The sequence below is a fragment of the Pseudalkalibacillus sp. A8 genome (genome assembly GCF_045920555.1).
GTDB lineage: Bacteria > Bacillota > Bacilli > Bacillales > Fictibacillaceae > Pseudalkalibacillus.
On record NZ_CP174509.1, the window covers coordinates 5,037,265 to 5,052,513 of the forward strand.

Consider the following 15,249-nt stretch of genomic DNA (forward strand, 5'->3'; position numbering starts at 1 on the left):
TACTTTAACATTTAATCAACAGATTTGGGGAGAAATCATTGCAAAGTTTATTATTACCAGATTAAATCACGATAATATCAGCCATGGATCTCACAGTAATCTTTCCAGGTGAGCCAGCTACAAAGCCGTCTGATCCATCCCGTGAATAAAATTGCACCTTTTTCTTTTGGCCTGGGATGAGGTCGAAGTAATTATCACTGAAAATACCCTCTGTTTCGCTCGATAGCCAGACTTGCTTTGCGAGCACATTCGTATCAACGTAAAACACGCCATCATCCGATTCCGTTACTATGATCTCCGGACTAGAAAGCTCCAAATCTTTTACCGATACGAAATAATGTTCTTTTCGGTCAATAACATTTCCGTCCTGTACAATCAAAGCTTCCAAGACAGTTCTCGTCCTATCGAAACCTTCCAAAAGTTCTTCCGTTGACAACCTAAGAACCACTTTTCCACTGTTTGGCTTCACATCAACCTTGCTAGACTTTTCCTTTAATACGTTCCCTTCAAAATCAAGCAATTGGATATGGAGCTCACCCTCAACATACGAGAGCAAATCTGAAATAACATGGATATCCACTTTCGAAGAATCAGTTCCATCAATGGAAAGCATGACATCCTGGAAACTTTTCCGGACCTGGTAATGCAACGCCTTCCATCGTCCCTCATAATCCATGCTGGACCAGGAGGCAACCGGCCAACAATCATTCATCTGCCAATAGAGGGTCCCCATGCAAAACGGTTTTTTCCGTCGATGTGCTTCGATCGCCGACTTGATCCCTTCCGCCTGGAGTACCTGGCTCATATAAAGGAATCCTTCAAAATCAACAGGATTCGGCAAGTATTTTTCCATATATTCTTTGATCAGAAAGTTTCCGCGGCCAATCTTCTGGTGATGGAGCATGACTTCAGAGTCGAGCGCCATGTCCTCTGTTTCAGCAAAGGTCTTCACCGTTTCATATTCGGGGAAAGACTGGAATCCGTATTCGCTCATGAATCGGCCGATATTTTCATTATAGTCTTCGAAAGGTTTTAGACCGTGCCAAACATCCCAATAATGGATGTCACCGCTCGTCGATTGATTGTGGGCATGCTGGTTTTCATCCCCGCTCCAATCGGCCATCGGTGAAGAAGGCCAGTAGTCTGTTCCACTGGAGTACTGTTTGACGGCTTCAGGCAAAATGTCATGGAATACATAATCATAAGCCTGCCAGATTTCTTCCCTCTCTTTAGGTGAATATTGCTGTTTCCATCCCCATCCTCCGTCTTCATCATACTGTGACCATGCCGTATCCATCTCATTGTTCCCGCACCATAGTGCAAGGGATGGATGGTTCCGCAACCGTTTGACGTTCTCTTCAGCTTCATGCCGGATATTTTCTAAAAATGCTTCATCGCCAGGATACATGCTACAGGCGAACATGAAGTCCTGCCAGACTAAAATACCATATTCATCACATAACTCATAGAATTCATCATATTCATAAATGCCGCCACCCCAGACCCGGAGCATATTCATATTCGACTCGACGGCACTGAGGATTTCATGCTTGTACCGTTCATAGGTGACCTCGGTTACGAAACTATCATTCGGGATATGATTAGCACCTTTCGCAAAAATCGGCACACCATTCACTTCAAAGTAAAACGACTTCCCTGCCTCGTCTTTTTCCTGTACCAATCGGATTGTGCGGAGACCGGTCCTTACTTCCTTCGCCGCAACTTCCCGCTCCTCTTTTAAAAGTACTGCGGTAAACTCATAAAGATGCTGTTCACCAAGCCCTCTGCTCCACCATAACTGGGGTTCAGCGATGTCCATCTGGACTTCGACCTCGTTCAAACCCTTCACCAGCTGGACTTGTTCCTCAACAAAGACACCATCAGTGGAAAACTTGAGCGTTCCTTCAAAATCCGCTTCCGCTTCAACTTCGACCACTCCTGTAATTCGGGCCATTTCAGCTGTGACCGTCTTTTGATCAATGAACAGATCGGTGATCCTCGCCTCCGACCAACCGTTCAACTCAACAGGTTTCCAGAATCCGCTTGTGACAAATCGCGGTCCCCAGTCCCAGCCATAATGATATGGAGCCTTCCTTGCAAAAACGCTTAAGTTTTTCTCGCCAACGCCTCCATCCTCAGAATGATCGTTCACTGCCGGCAAGTTATAGCCCAAATTGTCGAGCTTAACCAGATCTTCATTGATCGGCGAGCGGAAATAGACCCGCAAACGGTTATCCTTCTCTTGAAGCAGCCCTTTGGTATCCACCTTCCAGCTACGGAACATGTTATCCGCTGAAAGGATTTTCGTATCGTTCAAATAGACATCCGCGTATGTGTCCAGCCCATGGAAAACGAGCTCTACATGCGACGATCTGAACACATCATCAGGAACATCGAACACTGTTTCATATTCCCAATCTTTCTTGTCGATCCATTGGAGTTCAAGTTCGTTTCTCCCGTAAAAAGGATCTGTTATTTGCTGATTGCTTAAAAGGTCGGTATGCACACTGCCAGGGACAGTCGCTGGCATCCAGTTTCGTTCATCAGCTTGTTTGAATTTCCAATCAGTCAACACAACTTTATGGTCTTTGGCACTTTTACGGTCAGAAGATACTCGGTTCAATATCAACTCCTCCTTTTTGTCCCTTTTCGATCATACTTGATTCTGAATTCATCGCAGAAATGGAGACGCGTTCCAAGTCGATGTCTTCCCCTTTCAGATGCCAAAGCTGGATGGTCTTTGATTCACCAGGCATCAAATCGAAAAAGTTATCAGAACAGATCACTTCTCCTTGTAAAATATCCAACTTCACAAAGCGCGCAAGCCGGTCAGCTGTGATCGTGACCGTCGCTTCCTCCTCATGCCTTCCTACGCTCAATTTGGTTTTCGGATAATTGATATCTTTATAGTCTCGCAAATAATAGGCGTTTTCCTTGAAGTTTCCTCTCTTAGAGCGCAGCCGTATGACAACTTCAGAAGGATTCACCCCATCCAGGACCTCTTCCTCTGTAAAGTTTGCTAACTCTTGCACCCCATTGCCTATCACCGTAAAATCGACTTCTTTTAAAAACAGCTGCCTACCATCAAATGTCATCACTTCAAAGACGACCGTATCCTTTAAATCTTGCAGTTTATCATTTACTATGGAAATCCGCAAAGGCTTTCCTGGATCGTGATCAATCGTAGCCAATATTGGATCAAAGAACTTCCTAGCATAATAGAACGATGCTTTCGGCAGCAATTCATAGTCCATCAGCGACCAGCTCGTACCAGGCCAGCAATCATTGAACTGCCAGATCAAAGCTCCGCTTGTGAACGGTTTACGACGTCGGTAGTGCTCGATTCCATATTTCAGACCCTCTGCCTGTGTAAGCATCGAATAATTCATATATTCCTCGATATCGGTTGGCACCCCAGAAAAACCCTCCATGAGAAGTATCCCTTTTTCATGGAAGTGATCTTTATTCCGATAAGCCATCTCATCACTCTTCCAATAAAACTCACCCTCCGGAATGTACTTCGATAATGTATAGCGGTTGGCGGAAGCATGCATACCGAATTCGCTTGAAAACAAGGTCAGATCCTTTTTATAGTTTTTGAAAGAAACGCCCTCCAGTGAAATATCCTGGACCACCGGCTCACCAACTTTACGAGGCTCGACATTCCCATGCCAGACCACCCAGTTATGACGGTCACCCATCTCTTCTGAATCAAGGTCCCCATCCTGATAGCTTCCATATGGCGAACTCGGCCAATACAGCCGGGATCGATCATGCTCCTCAAGCACCTCTGGAATCAATTCGTGGTAGATTTTTTCACCATAAAACGGTGTCGTGATTTCCCCATCTGATTTCTTCCGGTCATAAATCCAATCAATCTCGTTATTTCCGCACCAAATCGCCAGACAAGCATGATTCCTCAATCGTTTCACGACCTTTGTGATTTCATCTTCTACATTAACCATGAAGTTCTTGTTGTAATCTGGATACAATGCATTTGCGAACATGAAATCCTGCCAGACAAGGATTCCTAACCGATTGCACTCTTTATAAAAGATTTCCTTTTCATAGATGCCGCCTCCCCAGACCCTCATCATGTTCATGTGTGCATCCTTGGCGAGTTCAAGCAGCTTCGTGTACCTTCCTTCATCTGCTGAACCTATGAAATTATGGACAGGAATCCAGTTCGCACCCTTGGCAAACATGCGGACACCATTAAGATTGAAGGCAAAAAGGTTTTCCCCGTTTTCATGCTTCTGTTCCACTTGTACCGTACGGATTCCAACATCATCCACACGACTGTCGAGGACATTTCCTTGTTCATCGATCAACGATACAGTCATTTCATATAAATGAGGTTCACCTAAGTCATGTGTCCACCATAACCGGGGATCCGGGACTGTAATGGTCATGACACCTTTTTTTCTATATATTTTTGCACGTCCAGAAAAAATATCCTCTCCTGAACGGAGCTCGGCTACAACATATAAAGACTCTTTCATCCAGGAAGGATGGCTGACCTCAATGTCTACCTCTACTTTAGCGAGACCCTTCTGCAGCTCTGTCGTCATCGTGAAAACACCGGCCAGTCTCGTTTTCGATCGTTTTACCAGCACTACGTCTTTCCATATGCCTGTAGACACCAGACGCGGACCCCAGTCCCAGCCAAAGTTCATGGCGGCTTTCCTTGTCCAGATCCGTTCTTTCCCATAGCTGCACCAATAATTCAATGCCTTTCCTTCAATATGGGTATGGACAGGATCGATCCTGACGGCCAGGACATTTTTGCCTTTGCGGAGTTCCCTTGTCACCTCGAATGAATGCTCGACCAGCATATTGGCAGTACTCCCGATTTCCACTCCATTCAAATAGATCGTTGCATACGTATCGAGTCCTTCGAACAACAGCTCCATTGACTCTTCCTCGCAACAGTCTCCATCCCAATTGAATGTGGTACGGTACCACCATTCTTTTTCCTCTACCCACCGGCATTCCAAATCGTTATGTCCGATAAAGGGATCCTTGATCAAATTTTTTGACAGCAAGGTGGAATGGACATCACCCGGTACTTTCACCGCCATCCAAAAATGATCGATATAATAGGGTGCCGATACTTCCAGAGGATCTTTTTCTCCAGCTTCGAACCATTGCAATTTCCATTCGTTTAAGAGTTTCATAGAGTCACCTTCCTTCATATCCTATTAAAATTCCATGAACTGATATTCCTAACTGTGATTTTCTTTAGTGGCAATATTCCGATAATGCGTTGGTGTCATGGATGTACTCCTCTTAAAAATATGGACAAAATATTTGTAATCCCGGTATCCTACAAGTTCAGCAATTTCAAACACGCGGTAAGGCGTTTCTTTCAAAAGCTCCTTTGCCTTGTTGATCCGGACTTCATGTAAATAATCATTGAAATGCTTTCCAGTTTCCTGTTTGATCAGTTGGCTGAAATAATTCGGTGATACATTAATGACATCTGCGACCTCAGATGCTTTCAAATCATGGGCATAGTGCTCTTTAATATAAGAAACCGCTTTCTTTGTCAACCAGCGTTGTCCACCTATGATTGCTGACTGCTGATAATCGAAATATCTTTTCATATCTTCTGTAAAAAGTCGTTTTAATTGGTCATAGGAGTTATGAACCGTAGGATTTACCCCATCGAGAAAATGTAATGGCAGGTCCTCAGCAAATTCTTTACAAAGATTCATTTCGACATCTCCCAGCACTTCAATTGCTGTTTCAATTGACCAGTACTTCTCTTTTAGTCCATCGATTAAATCCTGGATTGAAGATTGGATTGAACGCTCATCTTCCATTTGTCTCATCTTCTTTTCGAACCAAACCGGATATTGGAATTTTGACGTATCCACAGGGTCGGATTCTGAAGCTTCGAAAACTAGTTTGTCTGTATAAGGATGGGTTTTCATCTTATTAAGCAAATCCTGGTATCTGCTCTGAAGTTCTTCTGGTGTTTCTGAATGCGCGGTTAAACAGAAGAATCCTTTGATACCGACCGTTTCCTCCATTTCCGACAGTAAATCCTCGTACACCTTTCGTTCCGGTCGGACTTCCCGTTCGGAAGTACAGCATATGATCAGCCTGTTTTCATCTAAGAAGGTTGAAGCAGAAAGGATGCCTTTCCGGGAAAGCCCTTCTTCAAGCGTGTTTTTCCAACGTTTTTTCAGCGCTTGTATTTGCTTGTCCGTCTTGGAACCGATAAAATCTCCGTAATTTTTCATCTCACTTCCGATTAGCCAGCATCCCCTGGGAATCCAATCTTGGATCTCTTCCATCTCCATTATCTTATTGCTCATTACCAGAGAGGACAGGAGTTGTTTGAGCATGTATGATTCTTCATGTATCTGTTCTTGTTCCATCTTATGCTTGATCTTGGCTACCAAATCCATGAGTTCATCAATGTCGACAGGCTTCAGCAAGTAATCTCTCACACCAAGCCCGATCGCACGTTTTGCATATTCGAACTCTTCGTGGCCGCTTATGATGATGATGCGAATATGGGGAAAGCACCTGTTAACATGGTCAGCTAGCTCTAATCCATCCATGACAGGCATTTTTACATCTGAGAGAATGATATCTACGGCTTCGTTTTCGATGATTTCAAGGGCTTCTTCGCCATCTTGCGCTTCGCCGATGATTTCGACATCGAGTTCGTGCCATGGCACCGTCTCCCTCAGCCCCTGGGTAATGATCGGTTCATCATCAACAATCAATAACTTCAGATTCATTTCAGATCACCTTCATCCATCCAATCTTTATTCTCGTGATAAGGCAATTGAATCCTTACCCAGGCCCCTGGAGAACGTTTTGTCTTTACGATAAGCCTGGCCTTATCCCCAAACGCAATCTGCAGCCGATCCTGTATGTTCTGCAGGGCATATCCTCCTTTGACGGAAGCTTGGAATTGTTCCTGGGAAAAACCTACACCATTGTCCATGACATCAATGACGAGGTCATCCTCTTCCCGATAACACCGGACATAGATATTCCGTATTGAGCTCACCTTATCAAAGCCATGCTGCAGACTGTTTTCAATCAGCGGCTGGATCATCTGTTTCAAGACGATCGCTTTCGATACATCCGCATCATAGAAAATCGAAAATGCCAATTTCTTTCCGAGCCGTTTCTTATTCAACTGGAGATAAAGGTGGCTATAAGCCAATTCATCTTGCAGTGAGATCCATGGCTTTCCTCTGTTCAAGCTGATCCTGAACATTTTTGACAATTGTTCGATCAGCTTCCCTGTATCCATCGCTCTTTCCAATCTGGCCGTCCATCTGATCATATCTAACGTATTATATAGAAAATGTGGATTGATCTGACTCTGCAAAAGCTTTAATTCTGATTCCCTGTTTCGGATTTCCATCTGGTATTCATTTTCGATCAAGTATTTCAGCTGTCGGACCATACGATTGAACCTCAATCCCAACAATCCGATTTCATCACGGGCTGTGACAGGCACATTCGCTGAGAAGTCCCCTTTTTCAACTTGTTGGGTCTGTTTGGTCAGGTCAATGATCCGTTTGATGTTATACCGATAGAAGCCAGCCATCGCCAGTATCCCCAATACCGTCAATGCGATCATCATGATCCGGATTGATCCTTGTATGCCAGTTATGCTTTCTGCAACATCCTTTTTGTCGACGACCGTATAGAGCACAAGATCCGTGCCTTCCAATGGCCGCTTAACGACATTGTACTTCTCGTCCTCTTTTTGATATCCGAACGTCTCTTCCTCACTGCCGGCCTCTTTGATGGCTTTCAATAAGCCTTCATCAGGATGTAACTTTCCAATATAGGAAGAGTCTTGATGGAGGACGACTTTATTTTTCTGGTCAAGGACAAACATTTGCTGCATATAACTTGAGTCTGTTTCAATCCACTCATAAAGCTGGTGGGTATTCAACCGGATCGTCACCATGCCGATCGGATTGGTGATATTGTTGATATCGTTGATGACCCTGAACATACTGATCACTTTTTCTTCCCTATTCCAGTAATCGGTCACTGAATAAGCTTCACTACTCCATAAGACTTTCCCATGAAGGTCAGATGCCCTCTCCTGCCAATGACGCTCGTCTGTCTGGACCACTTGTTTTCCGATATGGACCTCACTGTTCCTCATTCCGTTCAAGGTGATGGAACTTAAATAGGGCTTGGAGTTCAGGTGGAAGGTAGCGTAACCATTGATGCGATCTTCCAAGCTCTTCAGCCTTGTCCGATTTTCAGGTATATCTGGCGTAGTCAAGAAGTTCCTGAACTCTTCACTGTAAATCATGTACGAAGAAATGTCTTCAATATCAAGGATGACAGCTGAAAGGTTATCCTCCACCTTTTCAAGATGGCTTTTCGTGTTATCGATTGCCTGCTGCTGGACGGCGTTGTTCGCCTGATTATAAATGAACAGGCTGAACGCCAGCATCGGCAGGATGACCAGTGTTAAAAAGATGAACAGGAACTTCCATCGAAGTTTCCAATCTGGAAAATAGAAAAGCTTTTTCATGTGGGCACTACCTCTTCATCGATTGTCGTGTTACCTTTTACACTATAGGGTATATAAATTGGCATCAAGAAGTAAAATCAACGTATTAGCCAATTTGGATTATAGTATAAGTGCAACTAATCTCAGCCGGCGTCAAAGGCTTGGCTTTACCAAGTTTTCTTTAGCTTATCCTTTCACAGCCCCTGCTGTCATCCCTTTGACGAGATGTTCTTCAAGCAACAGATAGATGAGAATCGTCGGAATGATCGCCATTGTCAATCCAGCCATCTGTGCTCCATAATTGGTCGTAAATTGGCCAGCAAAATTCGCAAGCCCAAGTGGCAAAGTCTTGAGCGACTCCTCATTGATCAACACAAGTGCAAAAGCGAATTCATTCCAATTGTTAATGAAATTCAATATGACGACGGTCGCCAAAGCAGGTTTGGTCATCGGAAGGATGATCGACCAGAAGATCCGGAACACCCCACATCCATCCATGATCGCCGATTCCTCAATGTCTTTTGGAAAAGCACTCATGAAGCTCACCAATATGAAAATGGTGATCGGCAGGTTGAAAGCGATGTAAGGGAAAATCAATCCGATATGCGTATTCAATAATCCGAGTTCTTTCATTAATAAAAACATCGGTACCAATGTCGCATGTATCGGGATCAACATGCCGAATACGAAAAAGGCATACATTGCTCTTCCCCATCTGAACCTGAATCGGGATAGGAAGTAAGAAGCCAATGCTCCAGCAAAAACCGTCACGATTACAGCAACGACGGATACGATGATACTGTTCAGGAAATACGTATCAAGCCTGGCTGTCTCCCACGCCGTCTTATAATTTTCAAACAACCATTCCACCGGAAGTCCGAACGGTGACTTCGCAAATTCGATATTGCTCTTGAACGAATTAAGGAACATCCAGAAAATGGGGTAGGCATTGACCAACCCATAGATGAATAGCAGGATGTAGATGAGCATCTTTTTAGATATTCTTCTTGATTTAGGTTCGTCGATCCGTTCAATATCTGTCGGTTTCCCAACAACTGTCTGTGGCATAGTTTTGCCTCCTTCCTTTTATCAGTCAGCTTTTTTCCTTAGAACTACAGTAGAAAGATAGACCAATATCAAGCTGAAAAAGAAAATGAATAATGACAATGCGCTTCCATAGCCAAAACGAGTGGAAGAAAAGGTCTGGTCAAACATATACATCGCAAGTACCTCGGTAGAGTGGCCCGGACCTCCCGATGTCATGACATAAATCAGGTCAAATGTCCTCAAGCTCCCGCTAATACACAAAATTACCGCAACAGCGATGGCATTCCGCATCATTGGAAGCGTGATATACAAAGTCTGTTTCCAACCGGACGCCCCGTCGATCCGAGCCGCTTCATAGATTTCCTGCGGGATGTTTTGCAGAGCAGCAAGGAAGATGATCAAATAAAGACCTACGAATTGCCAGATGATCGTGATACAAACAGCAATCATCGCCCACTTGGGATCCCCAAGCCAGTTTTGTGCCCACTCACCTAACCCGACAAGTTCGAGCAAATGATTGAACAAACCACGTCTGGAGTTGTACATCATCCCCCATACAAGGGAAATGATGACCGTTGAAATGACGACTGGCATGAAACCGAGTGTTCGGAATATCTTTCCGCCTTTCAATTTCCGATTCAACAAAATCGCAAAAAACAAAGCAATCGGGATTTGTCCAAAAACGGAAGCAGCGACGACATACAGGTTGTTTTTCAATGATTGCCAGAAAATCGAATCGGATAATGCTTCCTGGAAATTCGCCAGCCCTACGAAACGCATGTCCGTAAAACCATCCCAATCCATCAGTGAATAGTAGAACGATATCAGAATCGGAATGATAGCGAACATAAGGTAGATGAGCAAGGCTGGCGCCAATCCGAAGACTGCTGGCCATTTATTCCGACTTAACAGATGCATGGATCCCCCTCCTTAACGAACTTGGGTAAGAAAAGAGGAAATCAAGTCTGGTTTACCTTGATTTCCACCGCTTCTATGGTTATTTTTGCTTCTCCATGGCAGCTTGCAGCTTCTCCGCCAATTGTTCAGGTGTCATCGTCCCGAGAGATACTTCCTGCAATCCTGAATTGAGTACATCTGTCACTTCCACTGGTAGGGATGCATCATAAACCGGCGTGATTTTGTTACTTGTCAACTCGGATACATGCTTCAATTGCGGGCTGACGCCTCCAGGTGGCTCGATGTCAGCAGCGACTAGAATGTCTGCTTTCATCAAATCGTTATAATATTCTTCATCATAGAAGCTTTTCAAGAATTCCTGAGCAGCCTCCAATTTTTCTCCTTCAAGCTCACTGTTCAGCGCAATGCCTGTACCTGTTACCGCAGAAACCGCTGAAGGGTCTCCTTCGCCGCCTTCTATTTCAGGGAAAAGTGCGATTCCGACGTTTTCCGAATCCTCCACAGCTTCCAATGTCGGCCCAAGCGACCAAGCACCATCAATCATCATGGCTGCTTCTTCAAGGATGAACAGTTCTCGATGTTGGATATTATCAATGGAATTGAAATCATTATTAAAGGCCTCCATTTCGGATAGCTCTTGTATGACCTTTACCGCTTCAATAAATTTCCCATCTGTAAATTTCTTTTCCCCATTCTTTACAGCCTGCAGGAAGTCACTTCCAGTCATACGATCCGCAATGGTTGAAATATACGAGGATTGTAAAACCCATTGGGCTTTATTACCGAGCGCAATTGGAATTTTCCCTTCGCCTTTCAGTTTCTCTATCAATTGTTTGAATTCTTCATACGTTTTAGGGAATTCATCATATCCTGCGTCTTTAAGCATTTTCTTGTTGTAGTAGACCAGACTGGTAGGTGTCACATTCGCTGGGATTGCATATTGCTTTCCGTCTACATTGTAATCTGCAAATTGGTCATCTTTTATCAATCCATCCCAGTTCGATAGGATATCATCAACTGGTTGGATCAGTTCTCCATCCACGAGCGGTGTCAGCTCCGCACCAGGCCAGACTTGGATCAAATCTGGGAGTTGCTGGCCAGCTGCCTGCGTCTTCACTTTGACTTTGAATTGATCATGCGGAATGTTTTGTTGCTTGATTTTGATGTTAGGATGTTCTTCCTCGAATTTCTCGACCTGTTTCAAACTCGCTTCATTCTGTGGAGATGGTTCTGTCCAGATATTCCAGAACGTCAATTCGATCTTTTTCCCATCCCCTTCGGATGAGGAATCGCCATTTGAGCATGCTGCCATCAGAACAAGGAGCATTGCCATCGTCAATGCCATACTTTTTGATAAGAATCGTTTCATTCTTTGTACCTCCCTTTTGTTGATTATCTAAACCAAATTGTAAACGCTTGCAACGAGATTGATAATCCTAAAAAATTAAGATACTATCCTAAAAATTCACACATTTTATCTGACAATTCTAAATTTTCTACTCTGATGAAAACTACGACTATATAAAAACCCAGGAAAATAAACGGAGTAAATGGATTCGGATGTTCATCAATATAGAACAATAAAATTGATTATTCAGAATCCAAAACCTTGTCCATTTTAACAAATTCCGAAAGAATTCCCCTTCCTCAAGCCTGTGAAGGGCGTAGCCCAAGGATAGAGAGGGGATGAATTTCGGTTGCTGTAATCCAAACGCTTGTTCCCATCATCTCTTCTTGGTATAATTATCCACATAAACCATTGGAGGTGGTGACAATGTTGCTAAATCAAAAATATGAAATCTATCCAACAGAAGAACAAAAAGAAATACTGGAACGTTGGTTACAATATTGTCGTCAAACCTACAATTCTGCTCTTTTAGATAAAGAACGGAAATATAAACAAAACAAAGAAAATTACAGTCGTTATGATATGCAAAACCAACAAACACTAGATAAAAAGATATATCCTTTTCTAAAAGAAGTACCTTCCCAGCCTTTACAGGAAGTCTTTGTGCGTCTACAAAAAGCGTTTGAAAGCTTCTTTCGTAAAGATGCAAAATATCCAAAACAGAAAAAGTATAAAGATTATAATAGTATGACTTTCCCTCAATTCGGTTTCAAACCAAATGGAATACATCGTTATGCTATGTCCTTTTCTGATAATGGTAAGATATACAATAAAAAGCTAGGTGAAATAGATATCTTGCTTCATAGACCATTAGGAGGAACAATTAAACAACTTATTATCAAACGTCAAGGAAAGAAATGGTATGCGATTTTTTGTGTCGAAAGACAAGCATTACCACCTTCTATTGATACGAATCGTGCAATAGGAATTGACGTTGGACTTAATAAGTATGCGGTCCTTTCTAATGGGTTAGAGATTAAAAACCCAAGATTTCTTCGTAAGAAAGAGAAACAACTAAAGAAGGCACAGCGTACTCTTTCTAAGAAGAAAAAAGGCTCTCTCAACTACATCAAACAAGTACAAAAGGTTCGTTCTTTACACGAGAAAGTCGCAAACCAGCGCAGAGATTTTCTTCACAAGCTAAGTTACAACCTGTCAAAAGATTATTCTGTTGTCGCTGTAGAAAATCTAAATATCTGCGGCATGATCAGAAATAGAAAGTTATCGAAATCCATTTCGGATGCAGGTTGGGGAATGTTCCGAAACATGCTTTTGTATAAATGCGAAAAGCATGGAGGACTACTGAAAAAAGTAGAACCAAAATACACTTCTCAAGACTGTTCCTATTGTGGGAATCGTGTAAAGAAGTCACTTTCTATTCGTACTCATATTTGTACAAAATGCGGAACAGTGTTGGATAGAGACCAAAACGCAGCATTAAACATCCTACAAAAAGCATTAGAAGAATTACTTGTGACAAACTGAATCATACGAACTGTAGGGCAAGGTTGTGTCCGAACAGTATAATCTACGCCTGTGGAGATTATGTAAGACGTAGTGGGAAACCCCTCTACGCAATGGTCTGCGAAACAGGAAACCCCTTCTTCAAACATCCCGAAAGGGTGTTAAGGAGGGGTCATTCACTAAATATTATAGGATCGGCGATTCGATAGTAATGATGTTTGATGCAAGAGAAGAGTGGCCAGTTTTTTATAATAATTCGTTTCAAAATCACCTAACATGAAATATACTGGAAATAAATTCTGTTAGTTTTTTTGTAAGGTTTAAGATCTATAGATAGAAGATAAAATCCCATTATGATCGGGGAACGAATACTTGCAGGAAGATTGGAGGAAGCATCATATTGGAGAAAGTAATAGTTATCGGAGGAAGCATCGCTGGGAAACTAGCTGCTAAAGCTCTGTCACATATATTTCGACAAGTAATCATCCTGGAAGCCGGTCAAAGATGGAAAGAAAAAGCCCCTAGGAAGAGAGTGCCACAAAGCTACCATCCTCATGTCTTATTAAAAGGAGGAGAAGAAGCAATTGAGAAATTATTTCCACACTTCCTTGATCAATTAATAGAAGACGGGAGTATTGTAAATAACTTTACAAGAGATTTAAAGTGGCATCATTTTGGGTTCTGGAAAAAACAGTTTCCAGGAGAATTAGTCATGGTTCAACAAAGCCGCCCTATGTTAGAGTGGCATTTACAACACCGTATTGATCAAGTTTCTAATATTGTAACCAAGTACGAAACAAAAGTCGATCAACTATTATTAGATCATCAACGAAATAAAATATCCGGAGTACGGGTACGTTCCCTTAAGACAGGAAGAGAAGAAGAGCTTCTTGCAAATATGGTTGTTGATGCAAGCGGGTTTGGTTCAAAGAGTGTAGAGTGGCTAAAACCGTATGGTATAGAGGTTAAGGAGGAAAAGGTGTGGATTCAACTTTTTTATGCCACCGGATTCTTTCGTCTGAAAAACCAGGAACGTCCAGACTGGTGTAATCTTCTGATATCTCCCAGTTTCCCTGAAAACCCTTACGGTGCATTTATTCAAACGATTGAAGAGAATCGTTTCTCTGTTACCTTTAGTGGTTACGCTAATGAACGGGCGCCAAAAACAAATGAGGAATTTTTCGCTTATGCACAAAAGTTACCCGTCCCTGATGTGCTTCATTTTCTAGAACAAGTGGAGCCAATTTCAGATATAAAAATACATAAGATTCCTTATCAGGTGCGTCGACGTTTTGACCATGCCGATGTGCCGGAAGGCTTCCTGGTGGTTGGAGACGCTCACTGCCGCTTTGATCCGGTATTTGGGCAAGGGATATCTGTTGCTGCTATGGAAGCCTTAGAGTTACAGAGTTACTTTAAATATTTTGCGTATCCAGATAAAGGGTTCACTAAAACATTTCACAAGAGAATTTCTAATTTGATTGCAACTCCATGGGAGATGGCAATTACAGAGGCATTTCGCCACCCCGATATTAATGGTGACAGACCCCTCATACAGCCATTTAAACAGTGGTATAGTAAAAAGGTATATCAGCTTTCGGCTTTTGATCCGGAAGTTTATCTTAGATTAGTTAGAGTAATGAATTTAATGCGGTCCCCCATGCACCTTTTCCATCCCAAAGTAGGGTTTGCTATATTGACCAATCAGAAGAAAAGATCAGGTGTTGATTTAAAATAAAGTTTGATTAAAATTCCTGTATTGATATGCAGGAATTTTTTATTCCGCAATCGTAGATTGTTGAGTAAGAGTCTTGAATTAAAGAAGCAGGAGGCTGGTACATATATACCAGCCTCCTATTTCTGACAACTACGATTTTATCAAATCTTTTTATTTCACATTAGA

9 protein-coding genes are annotated in these 15,249 nt (G+C 42.6%); 2 read left to right on the plus strand and 7 right to left on the minus strand.

Annotated features, from left to right (window positions below):
* Positions 1–61 precede the first annotated feature (61 nt).
* The 7 genes from ACJROX_RS25480 to ACJROX_RS25510 all read right to left on the minus strand — a co-directional run bounded on the left by ACJROX_RS25480 (position 62) and on the right by ACJROX_RS25510 (position 11,843).
* Positions 62–2,623: a glycosyl hydrolase 2 galactose-binding domain-containing protein gene (locus ACJROX_RS25480; protein WP_408008015.1), complete on the minus strand. Its 2,562-nt coding sequence runs from the start codon at positions 2,621–2,623 to the stop codon at positions 62–64.
* Positions 2,604–5,177, minus strand: a complete 2,574-nt coding sequence (locus ACJROX_RS25485) for a glycosyl hydrolase 2 galactose-binding domain-containing protein (RefSeq protein WP_408008016.1) — start codon at positions 5,175–5,177, stop codon at positions 2,604–2,606. The genes ACJROX_RS25480 and ACJROX_RS25485 overlap by 20 nt, the downstream gene beginning before the upstream one ends.
* Positions 5,178–5,225: 48 nt before the next feature.
* A complete protein-coding gene (locus ACJROX_RS25490; RefSeq protein WP_408008017.1) occupies positions 5,226–6,755 on the minus strand; it encodes a response regulator in 1,530 nt (509 codons plus the stop codon).
* Complete coding sequence (locus ACJROX_RS25495) at positions 6,752–8,530, minus strand: sensor histidine kinase (RefSeq protein ID WP_408008018.1); 1,779 nt, start codon at positions 8,528–8,530, stop codon at positions 6,752–6,754. The genes ACJROX_RS25490 and ACJROX_RS25495 overlap by 4 nt, the downstream gene beginning before the upstream one ends.
* A gap of 165 nt (positions 8,531–8,695) precedes the next feature.
* On the minus strand, positions 8,696–9,577 hold the full coding sequence (locus ACJROX_RS25500) for a carbohydrate ABC transporter permease (RefSeq protein ID WP_408008019.1): 882 nt from the start codon (positions 9,575–9,577) through the stop codon (positions 8,696–8,698).
* A gap of 21 nt (positions 9,578–9,598) precedes the next feature.
* Positions 9,599–10,474: a carbohydrate ABC transporter permease gene (locus ACJROX_RS25505; protein ID WP_408008020.1), complete on the minus strand. Its 876-nt coding sequence runs from the start codon at positions 10,472–10,474 to the stop codon at positions 9,599–9,601.
* Between the two features lie 79 nt (positions 10,475–10,553).
* Positions 10,554–11,843 (minus strand): extracellular solute-binding protein, encoded by a 1,290-nt coding sequence (locus ACJROX_RS25510; RefSeq protein ID WP_408008021.1) that lies wholly within the window; start codon positions 11,841–11,843, stop codon positions 10,554–10,556.
* A 405-nt stretch (positions 11,844–12,248) separates the two neighbouring features.
* Here ACJROX_RS25510 and ACJROX_RS25515 point away from each other — a divergent pair, with 405 nt between their 5' ends.
* Together ACJROX_RS25515 and ACJROX_RS25520 are read left to right on the plus strand one after the other, a co-directional pair.
* On the plus strand, positions 12,249–13,367 hold the full coding sequence (locus tag ACJROX_RS25515) for an RNA-guided endonuclease InsQ/TnpB family protein (RefSeq protein WP_408008022.1): 1,119 nt from the start codon (positions 12,249–12,251) through the stop codon (positions 13,365–13,367).
* Between the two features lie 376 nt (positions 13,368–13,743).
* Positions 13,744–15,084: an FAD-dependent oxidoreductase gene (locus ACJROX_RS25520; RefSeq protein WP_408011772.1), complete on the plus strand. Its 1,341-nt coding sequence runs from the start codon at positions 13,744–13,746 to the stop codon at positions 15,082–15,084.
* Positions 15,085–15,249: the final 165 nt, after the last annotated feature.